The sequence below is a fragment of the Paenibacillus sp. UASWS1643 genome, from assembly GCF_008693195.1.
Lineage (GTDB): Bacteria > Bacillota > Bacilli > Paenibacillales > Paenibacillaceae > Paenibacillus > Paenibacillus amylolyticus_B.
This window is the reverse complement of record NZ_VXKZ01000113.1, coordinates 232,104-252,586: the sequence shown is the minus strand read 5'-3', so window position 1 is coordinate 252,586 and position 20,483 is coordinate 232,104. Positions and strand designations below refer to the sequence as shown.

The 20,483-nt window shown below is 46.0% G+C and carries 22 protein-coding genes; 16 read left to right on the top strand and 6 right to left on the bottom strand.

The window, feature by feature from the left end:
* Positions 1-67: 67 nt before the first annotated feature.
* Both FE296_RS21420 and FE296_RS33825 read left to right on the top strand, forming a co-directional pair.
* Positions 68-349: an OTU domain-containing protein gene (locus FE296_RS21420; RefSeq protein ID WP_150366239.1), complete on the top strand. Its 282-nt coding sequence runs from the start codon at positions 68-70 to the stop codon at positions 347-349.
* Positions 350-372: 23 nt separating this feature from the next.
* Positions 373-507, top strand: a complete 135-nt coding sequence (locus FE296_RS33825; protein ID WP_263364253.1) for a hypothetical protein — start codon at positions 373-375, stop codon at positions 505-507.
* A 334-nt stretch (positions 508-841) separates the two neighbouring features.
* Here FE296_RS33825 and FE296_RS21415 read toward each other — a convergent pair whose 3' ends face one another.
* On the bottom strand, positions 842-1,090 hold the full coding sequence (locus tag FE296_RS21415) for a hypothetical protein (RefSeq protein ID WP_150366238.1): 249 nt from the start codon (positions 1,088-1,090) through the stop codon (positions 842-844).
* A 148-nt stretch (positions 1,091-1,238) separates the two neighbouring features.
* Between FE296_RS21415 and FE296_RS21410 the strand changes: the two genes are divergently transcribed.
* Positions 1,239-2,600 (top strand): lipase family protein, encoded by a 1,362-nt coding sequence (locus tag FE296_RS21410; protein WP_150366237.1) that lies wholly within the window; start codon positions 1,239-1,241, stop codon positions 2,598-2,600.
* A 42-nt stretch (positions 2,601-2,642) separates the two neighbouring features.
* Positions 2,643-2,939, top strand: coding sequence for a WXG100 family type VII secretion target (locus FE296_RS21405; RefSeq protein ID WP_150366236.1), 297 nt, complete (start codon positions 2,643-2,645; stop codon positions 2,937-2,939).
* A 120-nt stretch (positions 2,940-3,059) separates the two neighbouring features.
* On the opposite strand, the gene FE296_RS21400 is transcribed toward FE296_RS21405, so the two are convergent.
* A complete protein-coding gene (locus tag FE296_RS21400) occupies positions 3,060-3,593 on the bottom strand; it encodes a hypothetical protein (RefSeq protein WP_150366235.1) in 534 nt (177 codons plus the stop codon).
* A gap of 141 nt (positions 3,594-3,734) precedes the next feature.
* Positions 3,735-4,067, bottom strand: a complete 333-nt coding sequence (locus tag FE296_RS21395) for a hypothetical protein (RefSeq protein ID WP_223868973.1) — start codon at positions 4,065-4,067, stop codon at positions 3,735-3,737.
* A 99-nt stretch (positions 4,068-4,166) separates the two neighbouring features.
* On the opposite strand from FE296_RS21395, the gene FE296_RS21390 reads away from it, so the two are divergent.
* Both FE296_RS21390 and FE296_RS21385 read left to right on the top strand, forming a co-directional pair.
* Complete coding sequence (locus tag FE296_RS21390; RefSeq protein WP_150366234.1) at positions 4,167-4,538, top strand: hypothetical protein; 372 nt, start codon at positions 4,167-4,169, stop codon at positions 4,536-4,538.
* Positions 4,535-5,038, top strand: coding sequence for a hypothetical protein (locus FE296_RS21385; RefSeq protein ID WP_150366233.1), 504 nt, complete (start codon positions 4,535-4,537; stop codon positions 5,036-5,038). The genes FE296_RS21390 and FE296_RS21385 overlap by 4 nt, the downstream gene beginning before the upstream one ends.
* A gap of 88 nt (positions 5,039-5,126) precedes the next feature.
* On the opposite strand, the gene FE296_RS21380 is transcribed toward FE296_RS21385, so the two are convergent.
* The 3 genes from FE296_RS21380 to FE296_RS21370 are packed head-to-tail and all read right to left on the bottom strand — an operon-like array spanning position 5,127 to position 8,882.
* Entirely contained in the window at positions 5,127-6,290 is a 1,164-nt protein-coding gene (locus tag FE296_RS21380) for a Ger(x)C family spore germination protein (protein ID WP_150366232.1), read from the bottom strand.
* Positions 6,287-7,789 (bottom strand): spore germination protein, encoded by a 1,503-nt coding sequence (locus FE296_RS21375; RefSeq protein WP_124117260.1) that lies wholly within the window; start codon positions 7,787-7,789, stop codon positions 6,287-6,289. The genes FE296_RS21380 and FE296_RS21375 overlap by 4 nt, the downstream gene beginning before the upstream one ends.
* Positions 7,761-8,882 (bottom strand): GerAB/ArcD/ProY family transporter, encoded by a 1,122-nt coding sequence (locus FE296_RS21370; protein ID WP_124117259.1) that lies wholly within the window; start codon positions 8,880-8,882, stop codon positions 7,761-7,763. Before FE296_RS21370 ends, FE296_RS21375 begins: the two co-directional genes overlap by 29 nt.
* Positions 8,883-9,086: 204 nt before the next feature.
* On the opposite strand from FE296_RS21370, the gene FE296_RS21365 reads away from it, so the two are divergent.
* The 10 genes from FE296_RS21365 (at position 9,087) to FE296_RS21320 (ending at position 20,419) form a co-directional block, all read left to right on the top strand.
* Positions 9,087-9,980 (top strand): NAD(P)-dependent oxidoreductase, encoded by an 894-nt coding sequence (locus tag FE296_RS21365; protein WP_124117258.1) that lies wholly within the window; start codon positions 9,087-9,089, stop codon positions 9,978-9,980.
* A gap of 277 nt (positions 9,981-10,257) precedes the next feature.
* Entirely contained in the window at positions 10,258-10,989 is a 732-nt protein-coding gene (locus tag FE296_RS21360; protein ID WP_017690394.1) for a nuclease-related domain-containing protein, read from the top strand.
* Positions 10,990-11,252: 263 nt separating this feature from the next.
* Positions 11,253-12,143 (top strand): hypothetical protein, encoded by an 891-nt coding sequence (locus tag FE296_RS21355; RefSeq protein WP_150366231.1) that lies wholly within the window; start codon positions 11,253-11,255, stop codon positions 12,141-12,143.
* Positions 12,144-12,370: 227 nt separating this feature from the next.
* Positions 12,371-14,146 (top strand): cache domain-containing sensor histidine kinase, encoded by a 1,776-nt coding sequence (locus FE296_RS21350; RefSeq protein WP_190945414.1) that lies wholly within the window; start codon positions 12,371-12,373, stop codon positions 14,144-14,146.
* Positions 14,143-15,207 carry a response regulator gene (locus FE296_RS21345; RefSeq protein WP_150366229.1) on the top strand — a complete coding sequence of 355 codons (1,065 nt, stop codon included), beginning with the start codon at positions 14,143-14,145 and terminating at the stop codon, positions 15,205-15,207. The genes FE296_RS21350 and FE296_RS21345 overlap by 4 nt, the downstream gene beginning before the upstream one ends.
* A 270-nt stretch (positions 15,208-15,477) precedes the next feature.
* Positions 15,478-16,395, top strand: a complete 918-nt coding sequence (locus FE296_RS21340; RefSeq protein ID WP_047844113.1) for an ABC transporter permease — start codon at positions 15,478-15,480, stop codon at positions 16,393-16,395.
* Between the two features lie 14 nt (positions 16,396-16,409).
* Positions 16,410-17,279, top strand: a complete 870-nt coding sequence (locus FE296_RS21335; protein ID WP_036606256.1) for a carbohydrate ABC transporter permease — start codon at positions 16,410-16,412, stop codon at positions 17,277-17,279.
* Positions 17,280-17,338: 59 nt separating this feature from the next.
* Complete coding sequence (locus FE296_RS21330; protein WP_150366228.1) at positions 17,339-18,994, top strand: extracellular solute-binding protein; 1,656 nt, start codon at positions 17,339-17,341, stop codon at positions 18,992-18,994.
* A 344-nt stretch (positions 18,995-19,338) separates the two neighbouring features.
* The gene (locus tag FE296_RS21325; RefSeq protein ID WP_091015805.1) at positions 19,339-19,785 is read left to right on the top strand and encodes a tellurite resistance TerB family protein; all 447 of its coding nucleotides are present in this window, start codon (positions 19,339-19,341) and stop codon (positions 19,783-19,785) included.
* Positions 19,786-19,825: 40 nt separating this feature from the next.
* The gene (locus FE296_RS21320; protein ID WP_091015803.1) at positions 19,826-20,419 is read left to right on the top strand and encodes a TerD family protein; all 594 of its coding nucleotides are present in this window, start codon (positions 19,826-19,828) and stop codon (positions 20,417-20,419) included.
* The last annotated feature ends 64 nt before the right edge of the window (positions 20,420-20,483 follow it).

Below are 20,483 nucleotides of genomic sequence, written 5' to 3'. Positions count from 1 at the left end.
AGGGGCGTAATGTGTTATTTAAGTAGTGGTTGTATCTCAATAATGTTCTCATGGGAGGAAGGATCAGATGGCTACACCTACAGTGACTGGGCGTGAAGAAGCTCAATTATACGAGGAGTTACGGCGTGCGATCGAAGAATTCGAAGAGGGAGAGCAGCGGCAAATCATTCTCAATCGGATGATCAAACAGCTCAGGTTCGCCAATTGGCGCAAAGATCGAATGCGTAAGATCGATGCATACTGTCAAAGAATAAAGCCCGCGACACTTTGGATCATATTAGCTACAGGAGCACTTGCGCCGGTTTTGTTATTTAGCATGTTCATCTGGGTGTCGTTGTGGGTGGAATGAAGCTGTAGAGAAGAGGGAAAAGTGTGAAGGAAAGATCGCTGACTGCGGTGGTGTACAGTGAATTACTGTGTCTGCTACTCGTAATCCAATCGATGAAACAGGAGGGCTTCGTATTTCACGTATCTGGTTCGAGTGAGGAGCTAGCATTAGGAGTGTAGAGGCGGTGCCGAGTGTAAAGATGTATATGAAGCGTCGCTGCCTGACAAAGTTATAAACCATTACTTTCACATATTTATGCAAATTGCTGAAATTATTCTGGTAACAACGTCCTATAACTAATAATGTGTAAGATTTAATGCCTGAAATTTATAAAGACTTTGTGCTCATTTCTTATATGTCGTATACACGATTAACAGAAGATGGACTATAATGATTCTACTTCTTTGGAAAAAAGAGGATGAGATTAGGCTATGAAATTCCTATTATTACATATGAAAGAGCCATGTATCTGTACAAGGCCCTATAGTTTTAAAAGTTAATATTTCTTATAAACTACTTAAGAGGTTTGATGTCTTCGGGCACTGAGCCTGTTTTGACTTCATAAGTATCATAATCCACCATTGAGAATATTTCTTGGGTCTTATTTCCTTTTACATACCCTGTCAGTGACACCGTATGAGACAAGTCAGACGGAATGAACTTGTGGCCTGTAAACTCAACATCAATTCCATAGGTTTCTTTAAAATAAGTTAGGCTTGCGATCTCGGCTTTTTGTACAATTTCTTTTTGCTCGTTCGACATACAACCTCCTAAAGTGAGTGTGATCGCGCAGATCATTAGTATAAAAAGTATAGCTGGTTTTTTCAATTTATCACCTCATATTCCTAATGTTGTCGTTTAGATATTGTGCATTATACAACTTTTGCTAAATAGAAGAAAGGGTGTCCCTATGAACGCCTACAAAACAGATGAATTATATATGAAAATTTCTGAACTTGCTTATACTGATGTTCCCGTAGGGAGAAGTAATATTCTGGACAAGGAAGAGTATAAAGATTGGAGAACAGTTGAACCTGACGGAGCAAAACTGCACAGAAAATATTCTGGATTTGATGCAGTAGTACTTGAGAATCCCAAAACCAACCAAGTGATTATCGGTTATCGAGGAACTGAACCAGAAGGGAAGTTGACAGATATATTCGCGGATTGGGAGACAGATGCTTTTGATGTGGTAGGAGGAAGAACGAGAAAGCTTGAAGATTCCATAACCGACCCAGAGCGTCATAATATCTTCAAAAATAGTCCATTCAAACTCATGATGGATAATTCAAGTTGGGAAAACAATCAGTTTCATCAAGCTGAAGAATTGTATGAGGCTGTACAGAAGGCTTATCCTGATTCAGATATTTCGCTAACAGGCCATTCTCTTGGCGGTGGTTTAGCTCAATATGTAGCTGCTCGTCATGATGTATCTGGTATGACGTATAGTGCTCCAAGTGTAATGAATCTGCTGGATGATATAAGTTTGGCTAAGGTGAATGAAGGTCACTTTGACAACAAAATGGTTAATGTGGTTCATCCGAGTGATTCTGTAGGAGCTGGCGGAGTAAGTGAATATGACAGACACGTTGGACTTACGGTGTACAAGGGACAGGATTTTGATACCGCTAATGCAATGTATCAGAACTGGAAGTTTCAATTACAGTTAAAGGTCCCTTTTCAACCTCTCGGTGCAGGCTCCCCGATGTTGGTTCATGACGTTGGAATAGATGTAGATTTAGATAAGCTGTACATTGGAAATATCGTTAGATTATTGGATTCCTTCTCCAAGGACGAAGGCAAGGGGTACCACTCCATGAAGCAATATGAGTTTGATAAGGAGGGCAACTTAATTGGCCCGTTAATCGATCGGAGTACGGGAGAGACGCTTGATATTTCTCCAAGATGGACTGCACATCAGAAAGCAATGGCTGTGTTCTCTAATGTGATGTCTGGTGCAGTAGCTTCGTTTATATCTGGAGTAGGTAGTTCTGGTGGCGGTAAGATTCAATTAACACCGGAAGAATTAGCGCAGTCTGCTCGAGAAATGAGACTGAGTTTGAGCGGGTTTTCCAACGATGCACAAGCTTCTATTCAGATGTTCCAGACCCATATAGCAACGAGCGAAAGTCAGTCTTTTACACCTATTGCTTATAATGCAACAGCTACTTTGCAACAAATTAACCGTTGGTACCAAGAATCCATAAGTGAGATTGCAGATTATATTGAACGAAAGAGAGAAGATTTCGTAATCGCCGATCAGCAAAAATAATAATGGAATTTATATAGATAGATTAACAGGAGGAAAGTGGACATGGGCAGAATATCCGTATCCCTGTCGGATTTACGAAGAGCCGTTCAACAATGCGAACAATTGCAGCAACGACTTGTACAACAGGAACAGAAGATGCGTTCGATTCATGGGAGGTTGCGGCAGGACTGGGTAGGAAGATCGGCAGAGGAGTTAACTTATAAGATGCAGTCTTTTGTAGAGGGAGCATCTGTGAAACTGACTGAACTTGAAACTCATAAGGAGGAATTGAAGCAATACATTCGCAAGATGGAGGAAGCGGACAGAGAGGATCAAAGAAATCGCAGCAGGATACAGTGATTGTCTATATCTGCTCACACGTAAATAGTCAGATAGGAAGTAATCTTCCCACCTAACTATTGTTGCTTCGTTCATACAATTGTATCGATTGAAGTCACTTGCGCAAGCAGCTATTACTAATTAGTGTAAATCAGTATTATTCTTGTTCAAAGTTTGAATTTTCTCTTGGATATACTGGTGGTAATCGTGAAAGCTGCTGATGTGATGTAAAGAATCGGAATTTTCAGACTGGATCTTAATTTTACCGTCCTGAGGCAATTTTTTCATCTCAGCAATGACCGATTTGGAACCTTGGATATCACCAGACATCTCCTGAATTCGCTGTAATAATGCAGGATGGCCTTCGTACTGGAGCATCTCAGCGAGGGGTCTCATCTCCTCCAACTTTTGGCTCGATCGTTCAAGTGTGGTCATCACTTTGTCCCCGTCTGTACTTGCACTAAGCGAAACCATCCGGTGGATATGATCTTTCTCCATACGCTCAAGCGCCTCAAGATGGGAAGCTTCCAGTCGTTTGGGATCGCTCCAACTCTCCGAGCGAACGGTGTCATTCTGTTGCTGGGAAGTATTATTCGCAGTGCCATTGCCACAGCCCCATAACAGAGATGAGCAGGTTAACACGGCTCCAACGGCGATGATACTTTTTAACCTCATGCTGTCACTCCTTCAATAATTTCCTGAAGGTAGTATGAGCTATATTATCCAAAATCATGCTTCATCTGTTCATTTCTTTCCCATAATTAACAAAGGCAAAGAACGAGCTAACTGTATGTATCATTGCAGTGTAGCCGGATCTTATTTTTTGGGATTGCGGCTATCGATGAACCAACCCGGTCCTGTCACACTGATGACTTCACGTGTGTCATAGTTATATGAAACGGTAATATGCTCATCTTCGTGACCTGTTACATGACCATATAGGTACAAGCGGGAATGGACTGAAGGGGCGTCAATATCATGACTCGTGATGACAAAGTCTGCGTCATAATACTCCTTAATGTATTGGATGCTGACGGGTGTAGCTTTTTCAAGAATGTTTTGCTTATCTGATGTGGACAGGCTAGAACATCCTCCGATTGCAAGTGTAAAAACAAGTAAGTATAGAGCCATAAGTTTTGTTTTGATCAAGCTTTCATTCTCCTTTTTGGTGATAAACTCTAACGACACTTTTATTCTAATTTTTCTGCTAGTACAATTGCAACGGAATGTAACGAGGTGAGAAGCTTTATGAATCTTTATACTAATAACACATGGCGCTGGACCATCAACCTTCTTTATCCTGCCATCATCTTTGTCTTTCAGAGCTGGGGACCAATATTGGATTCTTGGACAGGTCCTATTTTGTTCGTCGCGGTGTTCTGCTTTCTGTGGAGCGATGTAAAAGACATGTTCGTTTCGACAGGACTAACATGGTTTATTGCCATCCCGTGCTGGTGGTATTGGATTGAGCGCCCGGAACCATCATTCGGTGCGGAGAATTTTGCCGCGCATCTATGGTTAATTGTACTTATGTACATTGTCTTCGTGCTTATTCCTCAGACCTTAATCCTGACTACTCGGTTGCGGGTAATGGATTATATTAGGGGGAAACAAATATGAGTCGCTTAAAAAGAATCAACAAGCCATACTTCATCTTCCTCATCTGGAACGTACTCATGATCGGTGCTGTACGTGGATTAACCTTCCAGCATGAGCCGGGTAGAGGGGTGTCTGGTAACGGTAACCTGGGACTTCTGGTGTTAGCTCCGTCTCTTCTGACCTTTCTCATTCTCTGTATCTGGACGACAACACTTTCCAAATGGTGGTTATATGATCAGCGTCAGCACTGGGGAGGGAAGATACATGCCTGTATACCCTTCGCGGCTCTCTTGCTGTGTGTGTTGTCTGTCGCTTGGGAGCTACACACCATCAATGAACTACGCCTCCAGCTCAACGGATTTACGAATGATCCGGATTCGGCCGTGTATCGTTTTGGTTGGCTGAACCAGTACACGAACACCTTGTTTTATAACGTGCCGATCCTGCTGTTCGGCCTGTCTTTCTCCATATTGACAGGCTGGCTGATGGAATGGAAACTTCGCAGTCCTAGGTCCGCCTAATCCGAACTGCAAACGAAATATATCCTTCATCAAGACAAATACCCCTTATCCGTCGTTTCATACGGGCAAAGGGGTGTTCACGTTCTTGCTAGACTTTCCTTTTATATTTCCCTGTATACGGGATGGTGAGATGGATTTTCAGATCCTGGATCGAGTCTTCGGTAAGCATCATCTTGCTGCCATTATTGGATAACTTACGCCAGAGCTTCGGATTTTTGCGATACAGCTTCTCCTGAAGGCCGTAAATATCTACACCACGCTCAAGGCCGTGACGATAGGTCTGCATAATCTGCTCCCGCAACTTCACTTCACTAATCTGGATCATCTCCTCATAAGAGGTGGGCACCAGATATTCATACAGGGCAGTTAGGTATTGGGCGTCAATATTAAACTTGACCTCTTCACCCTGAATGACAGGCTTGATTTTGATCTTCGGTAAACCTACACTGAGTGCCCCATAGATCGTTCCATCCTTCTGCACAAGCAAGGGAGCACGCCGCATGTCCTTGATCAGCCAGTGATAACCGGGAAGCTGACTGCGTGGAAGGTATTCAAAGTCAACGCCTGTCTTTTCGAAAAAGGCCCCCTCGATTAGAAATAAATCCTTTTTCTTCTCGTTCTCGGCCCATTGGGAATTGTTCAATGCAATACTGGGCAGATACGTCGTGGTAGCCGGATCATTATGCGTTGCAATGAGCTTGAAGCTAAGCACGGGCGGATACAATGATTCTTCCAGATAAGTCGGGAGCGGATTATGAAGAATGCTATCCAGCGGCGACATATTATAGATGGACGTTGCACTGAGAATTTTCTCCAGTGGTTCCCGGGTTCCGTAGACCCAGGTCGTATAACGGGATTCTGGGAACCGTCCCAGCATATCGAACACTTCTTTGATATGTTTGCTGGTAAGCACCCCTTCTGCCATGACGATGGCTGTCACATGCCCCCAAGCCATGTGCAATTGAGCTGTGCGGAACAGTTCGTTCAGCGCCAGACTCATCGTTTTCCCTTCGGCATGGCCGACCCATACTGGTGGGATATCTGCACTTTTGGTTGAACTTTCACTTTTGGCGACACTGGCAAAATCCAGCGTTTGTACATAAAGGTGATACATCCCGTCTTTGTAATCAATCCCAAAGGCTTTGGCGTAGTCCACCTGTTGAATCTCAAAGGCACTCCAGCATCCACTTGTCATCACACACATCGATAGGCTTAACAGACCCAACGTACATCTCCGCAACAAACGTTTCATCTTCCGTTTCCTTTCTTGCGGGGTTCTTGGGTTTCGAGATAGACGGGTCTGCGTTTACCCAGGCCTTTTGGCAGTTTGAATAATGAAGCTATCGCTTGTTTGAAATGAAGCGGTGTTAACGGCGTGAGATACGGAATGCCAAATGATTTGAGATCGGTCAGGTAGATGAGGAACAGAATCAACGACAGGATGAACCCAAAGATGCCGAGGGAAGCTCCCAGGACAAAACAAAGGAAGCGCAGGATCAGCACAGAACTGGTCATAACCTGGTTCACAATGGTTGCTCCCGCTACAACAGTGACTGCGATGATGACAATCATGAGGGGAGAGACCATCCCGGCACGAATGGCGGAATCTCCGATGATCAAACCGCCAACGACAGTTAATGTCTGGCCGATGGCACTCGGTAAACGTACCCCCGCCTCACGGAACAGCTCCATAAGCAGCATAATGAGAAACATCTCCACTCCCGATTCCATCGGCAGTCCCATACGGCCTACCGATATCGTGGCAACCAGTGGGAAAGGAATCTGATCCATATGAAATGAGGTCAGCGCAATATAAAAGCCAGGCAGGAACACGGTGACCATCAGGCCAAGAAAGCGCAGCATCCGCCCTACGTTGACAGCTAAGAAGGGAAAGCTGGCATCTTCCGGTGATTTGAGCAAAAGAAACAGATTGACTGGCCCAATAATGGCGCTGGGATTGCCGTCTACAATGAGGATAAAGCGTCCATTCAGGAGACATTCTGCAGCAAAGTCAGGCCTGCCCGTATAATGGGTGACGGGAAACAAAGTGATTTTCGAAGGTGACAGCAATTCTTCCAGTTCATTGGCGGTTAAGATGCGTTCGGTCTCAATCTTACGCAACCGATCCTGGACGTCTTCGATTAGCTCCGGGTTCGCGATATTCTTGATATACATCAGGGCTACCTTGGTTGCAGAACGTGAACCGATCATTTCGATATTACAGGCCAGCTGGTTCGTACGCAGACGTGTACGTATCAGAGCAACATTGACGGCAAGGGGTTCAATGAATCCGTCTCTCGCTCCGCGAATCGAAACCTCGGTGGTCGATTCCTCCGGCGTTCGAGTGGGGATGTTGGAAATATCAATACTCCACATGGCTTGAAGGGAAGGGATACAGATCAACATATGGCCTTCAAATACACGGAGAGATATCAGTTCAGTTCCAAATGCCGGATCTTGCAGATCCATTCGGGTCCAATCCAGGCTGATGCACTTTTCAATGTCTGATGTACGGATAAAGTGTGTATTTTCATATGTTCGTTTGAGTTCCGGGAGAATAATATCGTAGATGGCTTCACTATCTACCATACCGCTGCAATAGGTCATAAGGAGTTGCATCGGAGGTTCTCCGAACATATGACTATTGATGATGACATCATCAGATCCGGCAAAAAAGGTATTCAGGTTGTGCTCGTTCATTCGGAACGGTTCAACTTCGCGGTTATTCTTGGGCTGGGTTGAGATCGGCATGTTCGGGAGCCTCCTTGTCCTTTTTGTGGATTAATGCGGCTATTGTTAATATCACGGTAACGACAGAGACATAGGCGAGCATGACCGGGAACTGAATATGGTCGACATAATAATCCACGTAATCAATGCGCCACCATTGCATCGCCATGAAGCTCATGATGACGGTGATGGTAAGAATGGCGATATATCGTTTCTTCGGCCTGCGGAAATTCAGCAGATCGACGATGAGATACAAAGATATGGCCACTCTTGCGAAAGAACCACTAAGCCACTGATAGATGGACAGAAAATCAACGTGTTGCAGCAACTTGCCGATATTTACAAGTTTCCATTGCTCATAGGGACTGTTCCGTTGTTTTGCTGCTTCTTCTGGGCCGAATTCCACGATGGCTCCGATGGTTGGTCCAATCGCCATACTAAGCATGAACAAGCCGAGGATCAGAACATACCACCACCGAATTTTGCCTTTGACTTCATGTTGGAACAGCATGAGAATCCAGATTTCCATAAGCCCGGCAAGGGAGTAGATCATGCCCCGCCACACGGGGCCCATGCCGTTCTCCATGATCGGGAACAATAGGCTGTAGTCCTTATATTTCATATTGGCGGACATTACAAAATAACCAAGCAAAATTACAAAGGGTAGCAGCAGGCTGGAAGTCATGGCAATGGAGCGTATACCTTTAGCCGCTGCCCACGCAGCAACCAGTGCTCCGCCACCAGCCAGAACATAGGGTGGCGTGAATTGAAGATATGTGGATACGGTCCAGTTAGTTGTCTCGTACAACGTATGTGTGCCAAGTGTGAACAGCAGAATGGAAGCAGAGATCCGGAAGATCCAGGAAGGAACAGCACCGAATTCTCGCGTAATCCAATCTGTTAGCCGCTGTCCACGTACACGTCGAATGATGATATACATCATACACAGAAACAACATGAACAGTGGAGCGGCGGCTACGACAGACAACCAGCCGTCTCTGCCGCCAGCTTCGAGTATCGCTGGAACAGACAAGACATGGCAAACGAGCCCTGCACTTAATAAAAGGATGGAAAAGGACAACCAAATGGTAATTTGACCTTTTTCACGACTCATGGAAATCCTCCTTTCCAATGAAGGAAGTTTCCGTTAGGTTGTACAGCATACAGGAAGTTGATTCCTTTTTCAGATTTTTTCACAGAAAGCTGCAAGCGATATGGACGGACTAAGCAGAAAGCTTTAACATACAGATATAGCAATGTCGAAGACAAGCACTGAGCGAAGCCTAGAGAAATAGGGAAAATAGGGAGGAAACCTACGATGACAATAACGACTAAGGCACCTGGAGAGACAAAAGTTGGCTTTATTGGTACAGGCGTGATGGGGAAAAGCATGGCTGGGCACATTCAGCAAGCGGGATATCCGCTGCATGTGTACACGCGAACTGCTGCCAAAGCAGAAGCGTTGGTGAAGGAAGGTGCCGTATGGCATGATACACCAGGCAAACTGGCTGCCGCGTGTGATGTCATCATTACAATGGTGGGGTATCCGAAGGATGTCGAGGAGATTTATCTCGGTGAGGATGGTCTCGTGGCCAATGCCAAACCGGGTTCATATCTGATTGATATGACAACATCCAGTCCGCTACTGGCTGCACGAATCTTTGAAGCTGCGGAAGTCAAAGGATTGCATGCACTGGATGCGCCTGTGTCGGGCGGCGATATCGGAGCGCAGAATGCCAAGCTGTCCATTATGGTTGGTGGCAGTTCGGAGGCCTTTGAAGCCGTGCGTCCGCTGTTTGAGCAGATGGGTAGCAACATTGTGCTGCAAGGCAAGGCGGGAGCCGGGCAGCATACCAAAATGTGCAACCAGATTGCCATTGCCTCTGGCATGATGGGCGTATGCGAAGCACTTGCCTATGCCAAGACGTCTGGTCTGGACGCGGAGACCGTGCTGAAGAGTATTGCTACCGGTGCAGCCGGAAGCTGGTCGCTCAGCAATCTCGGTCCGCGCATGATCGCAGGCGATTATGAGCCTGGATTCTATGTGAAACATTTTATCAAAGACATGGGAATTGCACTGGAGTCTGCAAAAGCGATGGGCATGAAAACGCCTGGTTTGGCTCTGGCCGAATCCCTGTATCAGGAAATAGCGAATAATGGTCTGGAAGAGAAGGGTACTCAGGTGCTCTACACCTATTATCTTCAGGCTTAACATCCAAGAGAACAGCAGCGTATTCTTTTTCTATTCAGGAAAGGGTTGCGCTGTTTTTTTCAAATTTGCGGTTTGTTTATGCGTCTAAAGTCACGGAATTGGTTAAATGTTCATATGTACTTTGCGTATTGGAGAGATTTTGATCGTTTTCCCTTTATTTTTACCCCGCTTTATCCGACATAAGTAATAGAAGTTTACATAATGAATGTGTCAAAGGATGTTATTCCTCCTGTAATGGTCACCCGTAACCCACACTATAATAGAACGGAGCTTGCCCATGTTCAAGAAAATCCTGTCTCTGTTCAAGACACAACCAGAGCTTGCGAACCAGATTACAGCCTCCGCTTCAGCGTTACCATCGACGACAACCATTCCCCCGCGTATGGTCCGTAGTAAGCGCAAGAAAAAGGCGGAAGGGGATTGGACACGCCAGCCGGAGGAACCTAGTACAGCAGATCAGCTGATCGGTCTTCCAAGTCAATATAAAGTGCTGAACGACCTGCTCGTTACCAATCCGAAGTCACGCTCCGGTTATTCGCAGATTGATCATGTCGTGATCGGTCCGCGGGCAATCTTCGTGATCGAAACCCGAAATCTGACGACAGGTGAGATTCGCGGCGGAAGAAGAGAGGCCAATTGGTCAGTGAGCAGCAGCCGGGTCAAAATGTACAATCCACTCATGCAGCATCGTGCACATGTGGAAGCCATCCATGCACACCTCGGAGACTACAAAAGAGTACGTCTTGTCTCCATGGTGACCTTCACCAACCGTTGCCGCATTAGTGTTGATCCTGCTGTGAGGTATGTGAATTCGGATGAACTGATCATCTACGATCATGAATTGGTGGAAACGATTCAGCGCAAGACAGAACGACTTGAGACAGAGGTTCCCGAAACCGTATTTCAAGAGAAGGATATCCAGGCGATCTACGCTCTGTTATCATCGGTCAATTCCACCGATCCTCAGATTCGGTCAGAGCATATGGAGAAGGCTAAAGGGATCAAATAATTACGCTTCACGAACACTGTTGTCCATACGGGCGGCAGTGTTTTTGTGTTGCGGTGGTAGTTAATGTGCGAGTAGTAAAAGGCTTTAGACACAGGTATATCGTCGTATACAACCGATTTTTAACTTATGATAAAATGTAAACCATGTCTAATTGTGTATCGCGCATGTTATATGAAAGGATATTTTTGTAAGTGAGTGTTCAAGTCTTGGAGCAGAGGTTAATGGTTCTCAGGAATATACATAGGATAGGGGAAGATTATACGATGAAATGGAATTATACGATAAAGACGTTCACAGTTATGCTTGGTTTGGCAGCGATTCTGACAGCTTGTGGTGGCGGAGCGAAGGAGACGTCATCGCCGGAGTCTGCTTCCGGTACAGAAGTTGCTTCATCAGAAACAAGCAGCTCGAATGCTGCCGTAACAGAAACCGCAGCAACCGGTTCGAATGGGAGTGAGGAGACAGGTTCAGCCGCAAAAGAATCTTCTTCAGCCGACGACGGCAAGATTGGAAAGGACTCCACACTGGAAGAATTGAAGCAGCAGTATGCCGATAAACTCGGTTATATCCGTATCCCGCTTACGGATCATCCGGTGCGTCGGGTCAGTGAGGAAGGTTCCAAAAATATTAATGTAGCCAACTACAGCGATGCCGTTGTGGACATGAATGCAGGGGTGCCAATTCACTCCGATTCGCAGCGGTTGATTGATGATGCCTTTCCTTTTTTTACAACCGTACAAGCACCTGACGAATCTTATATAACTTGGGAAGAAGCAACCAATCTGGAGCGTGCCATGGTGAAAACGCTGTTTATCGCCCGTGAAGGTCTGCTGATTACCGAAGATGCGATGAAAAATAAGGATTATAGCAGTACATCGTTCCAGGATTCCAAGGATTTCTTCAGGGTCACAGCGAAATTTGAATCCATGGCACCTGTTGCACAGCATCCGCGTGACATTACGTTGAGTACGTTATACGATAAAGCCCGCACGTCATGGGGCAAGCTTGCTGCGATGGACCCGGAGCAGGATGAAGCGGCGTTTGCCGAGATGTACAAGACGACGAGAACCGATGCCAATAATGCCATGGGGTTGCTTAATGTTCTATTGTCTACCAATGAGGATGAACGGATCAAAGAGATTTACGGGGAATAAAAATGCCGTGATCCAGAGTTAATCTGGATCATCCCGGTAACATGTCTGGATCACATGCCTTCAAACTCTGACTACCGATTGAAGCGGGGTCAGGGTTTTTCTGGTTTTTCCCAATAGGTGTATGATATGTTTTTAGGAGTAAGACATGTCCGGAATATAGGTGAGGTGTGTGAAAGATGTGGTGGATGAACTTTTGTAAACGCTTTAAATTTAAAACGAAGCTAATCTTGTTTTTATCTACCGCCACGGTCTTAATCTCCGGAATCACAGGGTTGATCACCTATCGCATCCATATCGACCTGTTCAATGAAGAGGTCAGTCGCCAGTATAGTCTTACCGCAGAGCAGATTCTTGCACGTCTGGATTCCAGGGTACACGACATGTATAAAGTCACCGATTATATCACACTGAATCCCTCCGTAAAAAATGCCATCAAAGCACAGACCTCTGGCATCTCTTCCTATGATCAGATGAAGCTGGAAGATGAACTGGATGATCAGTTGTATCAGGTAAGGCTGGATGCACCGGAGATCATGGGGCTCCGCATATATGACCTGAAGGAAAACATATTTAATCTCGGTGCCTTTGCCGGCTCATTTCAACAGATGGATCCTTCCTATCTGGCAGAGATGGTTCATAGACTGGAAGGAACGGGCGGCGAATATGGTTGGAATCGTTTGGGGCCGGATGCTTTCTTGCAGGAGGAACAATCCAATTGGATTCTGGCGGGACGATTAATGCGGTCTGTTGATCTGGAGACCTATGGCGTAATGCTAATTCTGTTTAACACCTCGTTGTTCGAATCGTATCTCAAAGATCTGCGACTGAACGAGGAAGTGGCTGTCTACTTGTTTGACGCAGATGGTGAGCTTCTTTATGCCTTTCATAATCAGGATGCGGATCCACCACCACTTACCGAGCTAAGCCTAGGGGCGACTGAGATTAGGGACGAGCAGGGAACAACCCAATTGTATACGAAACAAACGTCAGACAAAGCGGGCTTCACCCTGGTCAGCAAGGTCTCACTCGCTCAGATTCAGAACAAGGGGAAAATCATTGTAAAAGTTGCTGTGTTCTCTGCGTTAGCCAGCATATTATGCTCCTGGTTCATCATTACCGTAATTAGCGGCAGACTGTTGCGTCCACTTGCGAGTCTGGTCAACGCGATGAAAAGAGTGCGTGATGGACAGTTCGATACACGGGTACGGATCGAGACACGGGATGAGCTCGGTTTCATCGGTGAACGATTCAATGCAATGGCTTCACGGATTGATACGCTTATACATGAAGTGTACGAGCGCGAACTCAGTGAAAAAGAAGCTGAACTCAAAGCTATTCAGGCCCAGCTGAATCCCCATTTTCTCTATAACACGCTGAGCATGTTTTTCTGGAAGTTCTATATGCTTGGTGATGAGAAATCGGCTCGCCTGGTCACTGCCTTGTCCGAGATGCTGCAGTATACGCTGGAACCCGTGCAGCAACTGACGACCGTGCAGGATGAGATGAAGCAAATAGATCACTACCTGCAGATTCAGCAGGCCCGGTATCAGGAAGCCTTGTCGATTGAAATTGCCGTTCCTGCTGAATTGCTTCGCTGTCAGGTGATCCGACTGTTGCTTCAGCCCATCGTGGAGAATGTTTTTGTTCATGCCTTCTCGGACAAAAGGAACAACCGCCATCTGGAGATTCGTGGCTCGCGGCAAAACGGGCATGAAGGAGAGCTGGATCTGCTCATCATTGAAATTTCAGATAACGGCTGCGGCATGCACGCATCGGTCATTGAACACATTATGACGCCAGTGGCACATGCGGATGAGGAACGTCAGCACATTGGCATGCGGAGTGTACTTCGAAGAATTGAGTTGATTCACGGTGAACCCTACGGTGTACAGATCGAGTCGACTGTGGGAGAGGGTACGCTAGTACGTCTTCGTTTGCCTTATCAGATCGGTGAGGACTCATGCCGGGAAATTCAGATGACTGAGAGGAGTAGGTTCTGTTGAATGGACGTATGCTTGTAGTGGATGATGAAGCATTATTTCGTCAGGGTCTGATTCATCTGGTTCGCAATAACCCCCTCGGGTGGGAGGTCGTCGGGGAAGCGGCTGATGGAGAAGAAGCGATACAGGCTGTACACAGCTGCACACCCGATCTGATCATTACGGATATCAACATGCCTGTGATGGATGGTCTAGATTTGGCCGAACGCATACACGAGAGTGGACTGGACATTATGATTATCATTTTGACAGGTTATCGTGAGTTCGAATATGCACAGCGTGCCATCCGGTATGGAGCAATTGAATTTTTGTTAAAGCCGTTCTCGCTTGATGAAGCATGTCAGGTGTTACAAAAGGCACATGAACGATATCGCCGAAAACAGTCCGACATTCGGATCAGGGAACAATACAGCCAGGTGGACCGTACCGAGAGACTGCGAGAGGAACTGACTTCGTTGCTGCTCCACCATCAATTTGGATCGATAATGAATCGGATCGAGATGTTGCTGGAAGAAGCATCCGGGATGAGCTTGTCACAAGGCAAAGCAGAGATTCATATGCTTATGAAGGTCATGACGGACTTACTGGTTCAACAGCTTCAGCCTCAGGAATCCGCTGGTATGGACTTAACTGCCCCAGATCCACTGCTCTGGATTCATACCATACCTGAAGTCATCGCTTGGGCCAGATGCAAGAGCGAAGAGTGGGTGGATATGCTGATGCGGCTAACTCAGGAACAGCAGGATCATGTCGTTACACGAGTTATACAGTATATCGAAATGAACTATTCCAGCACATGCACGTTGCAGGCCGTGGCTGCCCATGTTCATGTGACACCCAACTACTTGAGCCATTTGTTCAAAAAAGAGACAGGACAAGGCTTCAGCCAATATGTCAGCAAGCGCCGAATTGATAAGGCGAAGCTGCTGCTGCACAGTACTCGGCAGAGTATGGCAGATATCGCGGAACTGACCGGGTTCGATAACTCCAGTTATTTTACAACCGTATTCAAACAGATGACGGGGGTATCGCCCCGAGAATATCGCAAGCAAGTAGCCAAGTGAAGTGCTGGTAGCAATCCCTCTTGAACTGCTGTAGGGTCACAATTAAAGAGAAGCCTCCTCTTAATATCTGTTCGTTTCCAAGTTCAACCCCACCATGTGGGGTTATTTTTGCGTAGAAAATTATAAAAGGATCGTTAAATAACAAATGTTTACGCTTACATTTTTATCTAAAATACAACTATAGTACATCAACAGCAGAGAGGAGTGATGGATGTGAAGGGGGAACTGACCGCAGGTCCGCCGTCTGGATTACAACCGCCGGATAGTGAAATGAAGCATCGGATTCGGCAGCAGCGGCTTCGACGATTCAAGATGAATATACCGTTAATCTTGATGTTTGTTCCGGTGATTATGTTCTACCTTACCTTTCGTTATGCACCCATCGGAGGGCTGGTCATGGCCTTTAAGGATTACAACTTCTATGATGGGCTGTGGAACAGTCCATGGGTGGGCTTTCAGCATTTTCAGACGCTGTTCAGTGATCCGCGCACGGTGGAGATTATTCGCAACACCTTGTTCCTCAGTTTGTTAAGCATCATTATCGGGTTTCCCATTCCAATTATTCTGGCCATTATGCTGAATGAAGTGCGAAACATGGCCTTTAAGCGAACGGTGCAGACGGTGGTCTATATGCCACACTTCTTTTCCTGGGTCATCATTGCGATGATGATCATGACGGTTTTCTCTTTGGAAAATGGGATCGTAAATCGCTGGGTCGAGGCCTGGACGGGAGCACCTTATCCGTTCATGTACAACAAGGGTTCGTGGGTTGCGGTGTTTGTTGGCTCAGGGATCTGGAAGGACATGGGCTTTAATGCCATCATTTTTCTCGCGGCACTAACGACCATTGATCCGAGCCAATACGAGGCTGCACAGATGGATGGGGCCAGCAAAATGCGCCAGATCTGGCATGTAACCCTTCCGGGTATACGCTCCACCATTATTCTCCTGCTGATTCTATCGATGGGGCGGGTGATGGAGGTCGGATTCGACCAGGTGTATATGCTTCAGAATTCCAATGTCAATGAGATAGCGGATGTAATCAGTACCTATATCTACCGCACCGGTCTTCAGGGAGCACAGTTCAGCCTGACAACAGCGATGGGATTGTTCGAATCACTGGTTGCATTTATCCTCATTTTTAGTGCAAATTATATCGCGCGTCGATTTAACGAAGGTTTGTGGTAGGGAGGGAGAACAGCATGAGAAAAACCAAAGGAGAAAAAGTCTTTTATCTAATCAATTATGTATTGTTGTCATTGGTTGCCGTCAGCTGTATCCTGCCCTTACTGAACATTGTTGCCTTGTCATTTAGTGATGCGAGAGCGGTTGTTTCTGGTCAAGTGGGGTTATGGCCCGTCGATTTCACCTGGTTCTCCTATCACAGCCTAATTACCGGAACGCCGATTCTGAATGCATTCTGGAATAGTGTGGAGATCACATTGATCGGTACAGGGCTCAGCATGGCGGTGACGATTATGGCGGCATATCCGCTGTCACGTAGACATTTTTATCATCGGCGCTTCTTTACGATGGCGATGGTGTTCACGATGATTTTTAACGGTGGACTCATCCCGACTTATTTGGTCGTGCAAAATCTCGGTCTTGTGAACAGTTACGGCGCGCTTTGGCTACCGGGTCTGGTGAGCACGTACAACATGCTGATTATGCGATCTTATTTTGAAAATCTGCCGGGGGAAGTGGACGAGGCTGCGCGCATCGATGGTTGTGGTGAACTGGGGCTTTTGTTCCGCATCGTGTTGCCATTATCCAAACCTTTGCTGGCGACTATTGCTCTCTTTTACGGCGTGGGTTACTGGAATTCGTTCATGAGTGTGATGATTTATATCAATGATACATCCAAATACAATATGACCGTGCTCGTCCAAAATATGATTATGTCCAATCTGAATGTACAGGATTTTACCGATCCAACGATGATATCGAATCTGACCCCGGAAGGCATTCGGGCAGCAGCTGTCATTGTGATGGTTATACCCATTTTGGCAGTGTATCCGTTCTTGCAGAAGTACTTCGTTAAAGGGGTCATGCTTGGATCAATTAAAGGGTAAAGCAGGCTTTGGTTAACCCGCATGGGTTCATATTACAGGAGAGAAAGAGGGTCTTATCTATGGCGTTAACGATGAAGGCATGGATGAAGTCGGGTCTCGTTCTGGGCTTGATCGGTGGTTTGCTGGCGGGATGTACAGGAGGTAACGGTAGCGAACAGGCGGAAGGCGAAGGCAACAGGGGGAACATCACGTCAACGATCTATGATCGGGGCGCGGTCCCAAGCGGCATGGGTACGATCGAAGATAATATGTGGTCCAAGTGGATTAACGAGAATGGCCCGGCTAATGTAAAATATACAGCAGTTCCCCGCTGGGAATCCCAGTCCAAACTTAACGTATTATTCGCTTCTGGCAGCGCACCGGATATCATTTTTGAATTCGGTACGCCGATCCGTAACACACTGTTTAATCAGAAACAGCTGATGCCGCTGGATGAGTTGATCGAGAACTCGAGTGTGGAATACAAAGCCTTGATGGAGAAATATCCCCAGCTCAAGAAGGCCGGCATCAAAAGCGATGGTAAGCTCTATGAAGTGGGACGTATGAACGAGGTGTTTCCACTAACGAGCTTTTTCATACGGGAAGATTGGCTGGAAAAGTTGAATCTGGAGGTACCGACCAATGAGGAAGAGATGCTGGCGGTAGCCAAGGCCTTCACGGAGAATGATCCCGATGGAAACGGAGCGAATGATACATACGGCATCGGTGGATTTCAGTTCGGCGATACAGCGGGTCTGTTTCGCTATATGTACAACGCCAACTGGGTGAATGTGGAGGACGGGGAGATGGTGGTTGGTCCCAACAACATGAAAGAAGCCACGGCATTCAAACGTGCATTATATGAAGCAGGTGTGGTGGATAAGGATCTGCTTACCGACAAGGATGGGGCCAAGGCGAAGCAGGATTTCCTGAATGGCAAAATCGGTATGTACGCGGCCATGACTTCGGATTATACCGGGTTTGCAGCGAAGGAACTGGATACACTGATGCAGAATGTTCCTGAGGCCAAATTAAAGGTCATCGCTCTGCCAACCACGTCCGTAGGACAGCACACGATGGTGTGGAATAACCCCGTTCAGATGACGGCAGCTGTGAATGCGCGAGCCAAAAATCCGGAAGCGGTTATGCAATATATCGATTTTCTGACCAAAACAGAGTCAGGCAGGACCTTCAAAAATGGATTTGAAAACACGCATTATACGTTGAACGATCAAGGCTGTCCGCGTATCTCGGATCAGGAGAAATACAAGCAAGAGATCAGCTGGGCAGGCGATTACGCCATGTTGTACAGCCGTCTGGAGGAAGGCAAATGCGGGTACACAGAAATGCTGTTCAGCGAAGAGATCCCGTCGCAGAAGGAAGGACTTCGACTTTTCAAGGAAGCGCGTGAGGTATACATGACGGATCTTCCGGTAGGAGAGGGTGTTACCCATTCAGAACATATGCCGCAGCTACCCAAGGAGCTTCAGGTGAAGTTAACCAATGTGACAACAGCGATCAACGATATTTTTACCCGTTCCATCATTGGCGGAAGCAAATATACAGTCGAACAGGCTGCAACGGAAGCACAGCAGAAGTGGGAGCAAGGCGGGGGCCCGGAGATTGAAGCATGGTACAAAGACTGGTGGAGCAAGGAAAAGGATAATGTACTCGTCTGGGACGACTTCTATGAAATCTATGAACAACAACAGGCTGATTTTGAGAAATCGAAATGAATTCAAGGATTCAAATCATTCATTAGATTTATAATTTTGGTGTTGGTAGAAATAAGCGCTCTGATCCCCTGATCAGAGCCTTTTTATGTTTGGGCTTCAAATAGGGGAATATTTGACTGAAAAATGAAGTGAATAGAAAGTTCTCACATCTCGCTTGAAACCATATCCAGAACGATGCGTATCATAAGGTATTAATTGTTTTTTAATGTAGAATATTGCCGTATTTCAGAGTATAGTTAAGGAATAATTTAACTTATATTCAATCATGATGTAGGAATGAAAATTTACTGAAAATAATGAAAAAGTGTGAATAACACCATGTATGAAACTATTGGAGGTTGAGTATGAGTTCATTTAAAAGCTGGTTAAATTCAACAAAACAAGGACTTGAGGAGCAAGTCAAAAAGTTTAAAAATAAAGATTTTATGGATGCTGTGGTTGCAGGTTGTGCACTGGTTGCTTTTGCAGATGGTTCCATTGACGAAGCGGAAAAGAACAAGATGGCCGGTTATATCAACCTGAGTCAGGAATTGAAAGTATTCGATATGGCTGAAGTGATTACACGCTTCAATCATTATGTCGCGAACTTTGAGTTCTCTCCAGAGATCGGGAAGCAGGAAGCACTGAAGGCCATTGGGAAATTCAAAGGTAAGCCAGATGTAGGACGCGTTATTGTGGGCGTATGCAGTGCAATTGGTTCAGCGGACGGGAACTTTGATGATCAGGAGAAAAGAGTTGTTGCCGAGATCTGCAATGTACTTGGACTGAACCCGGGTGAATTCAATCTCTAAGTAGAGTCGATATTTTACATGTGAAGGGAGGTGAAAATCAGTGGCAAGCATTAATTTGGTCAAAGGACAGAAGATTGATTTAACCAAAGGCAATGCAGGACTTACGCAGGTGATTGCTGGTCTCGGTTGGGACCCGGTAACTGCCAAAGGGTTCTTTGGAAGAAAAAAACAAGCGGATATCGATTGTGATGCATCGGCGATCATGTTGAATGAAGAAGGCAAGTTGGTTAAGGACTCCAACCTGGTTTGTTTCCACAACAAGCAAAGTGCATGTGGTTCGGTTATCCACTCAGGTGACAATTTAACAGGACAGGGAGACGGTGACGATGAACAGATCAAAATGGATCTGTCCCGTATTCCTGCTGATGTTCATAAAGTATTAATCGTTGTTAATATCTACGATTGTGTCAATCGCAAGCAAGATTTTGGCATGATAGAGAAGGCTTATATTCGTATTCTGGATGGTAAAAACTCCAGTGAGCTCGTGAAGTTCAATCTATCCGATAACTACACAGGTTCAACAGCGTTGATCTGTGGGGAATTGTATCGTCATGGAGGCGAATGGAAATTCTCGGCAATTGGAGAGGGTTCCCATGCGGTACATATCAATGAACTCGCTCGCAGGTACTCCTAAGTACAAGATTTAACCTAAATCGACAATAATCCTGATATTCATATGTCACGATAACTACAATACA

Coding starts and splice junctions, on each gene's coding strand:
- FE296_RS21400 (WP_150366235.1), bottom strand. CDS start 3,593: ATGAGGTTAAAAAGTATCATCGCCGTTGGAGCCGTGTTAACCTGCTCA.
- FE296_RS21355 (WP_150366231.1), top strand. CDS start 11,253: ATGAAATGGAATTATACGATAAAGACGTTCACAGTTATGCTTGGTTTG.
- FE296_RS21375 (WP_124117260.1), bottom strand. CDS start 7,789: ATGCCGATCTCAACCCAGCCCAAGAATAACCGCGAAGTTGAACCGTTC.
- FE296_RS21380 (WP_150366232.1), bottom strand. CDS start 6,290: ATGAAACGTTTGTTGCGGAGATGTACGTTGGGTCTGTTAAGCCTATCG.
- FE296_RS21325 (WP_091015805.1), top strand. CDS start 19,339: ATGAGTTCATTTAAAAGCTGGTTAAATTCAACAAAACAAGGACTTGAG.
- FE296_RS21370 (WP_124117259.1), bottom strand. CDS start 8,882: ATGAGTCGTGAAAAAGGTCAAATTACCATTTGGTTGTCCTTTTCCATC.
- FE296_RS21405 (WP_150366236.1), top strand. CDS start 2,643: ATGGGCAGAATATCCGTATCCCTGTCGGATTTACGAAGAGCCGTTCAA.
- FE296_RS21340 (WP_047844113.1), top strand. CDS start 15,478: ATGAAGCATCGGATTCGGCAGCAGCGGCTTCGACGATTCAAGATGAAT.
- FE296_RS21390 (WP_150366234.1), top strand. CDS start 4,167: ATGAATCTTTATACTAATAACACATGGCGCTGGACCATCAACCTTCTT.
- FE296_RS21335 (WP_036606256.1), top strand. CDS start 16,410: ATGAGAAAAACCAAAGGAGAAAAAGTCTTTTATCTAATCAATTATGTA.
- FE296_RS21365 (WP_124117258.1), top strand. CDS start 9,087: ATGACAATAACGACTAAGGCACCTGGAGAGACAAAAGTTGGCTTTATT.
- FE296_RS21415 (WP_150366238.1), bottom strand. CDS start 1,090: ATGTCGAACGAGCAAAAAGAAATTGTACAAAAAGCCGAGATCGCAAGC.
- FE296_RS21385 (WP_150366233.1), top strand. CDS start 4,535: ATGAGTCGCTTAAAAAGAATCAACAAGCCATACTTCATCTTCCTCATC.
- FE296_RS21420 (WP_150366239.1), top strand. CDS start 68: ATGGCTACACCTACAGTGACTGGGCGTGAAGAAGCTCAATTATACGAG.
- FE296_RS21360 (WP_017690394.1), top strand. CDS start 10,258: ATGTTCAAGAAAATCCTGTCTCTGTTCAAGACACAACCAGAGCTTGCG.
- FE296_RS21330 (WP_150366228.1), top strand. CDS start 17,339: ATGGCGTTAACGATGAAGGCATGGATGAAGTCGGGTCTCGTTCTGGGC.
- FE296_RS21410 (WP_150366237.1), top strand. CDS start 1,239: ATGAACGCCTACAAAACAGATGAATTATATATGAAAATTTCTGAACTT.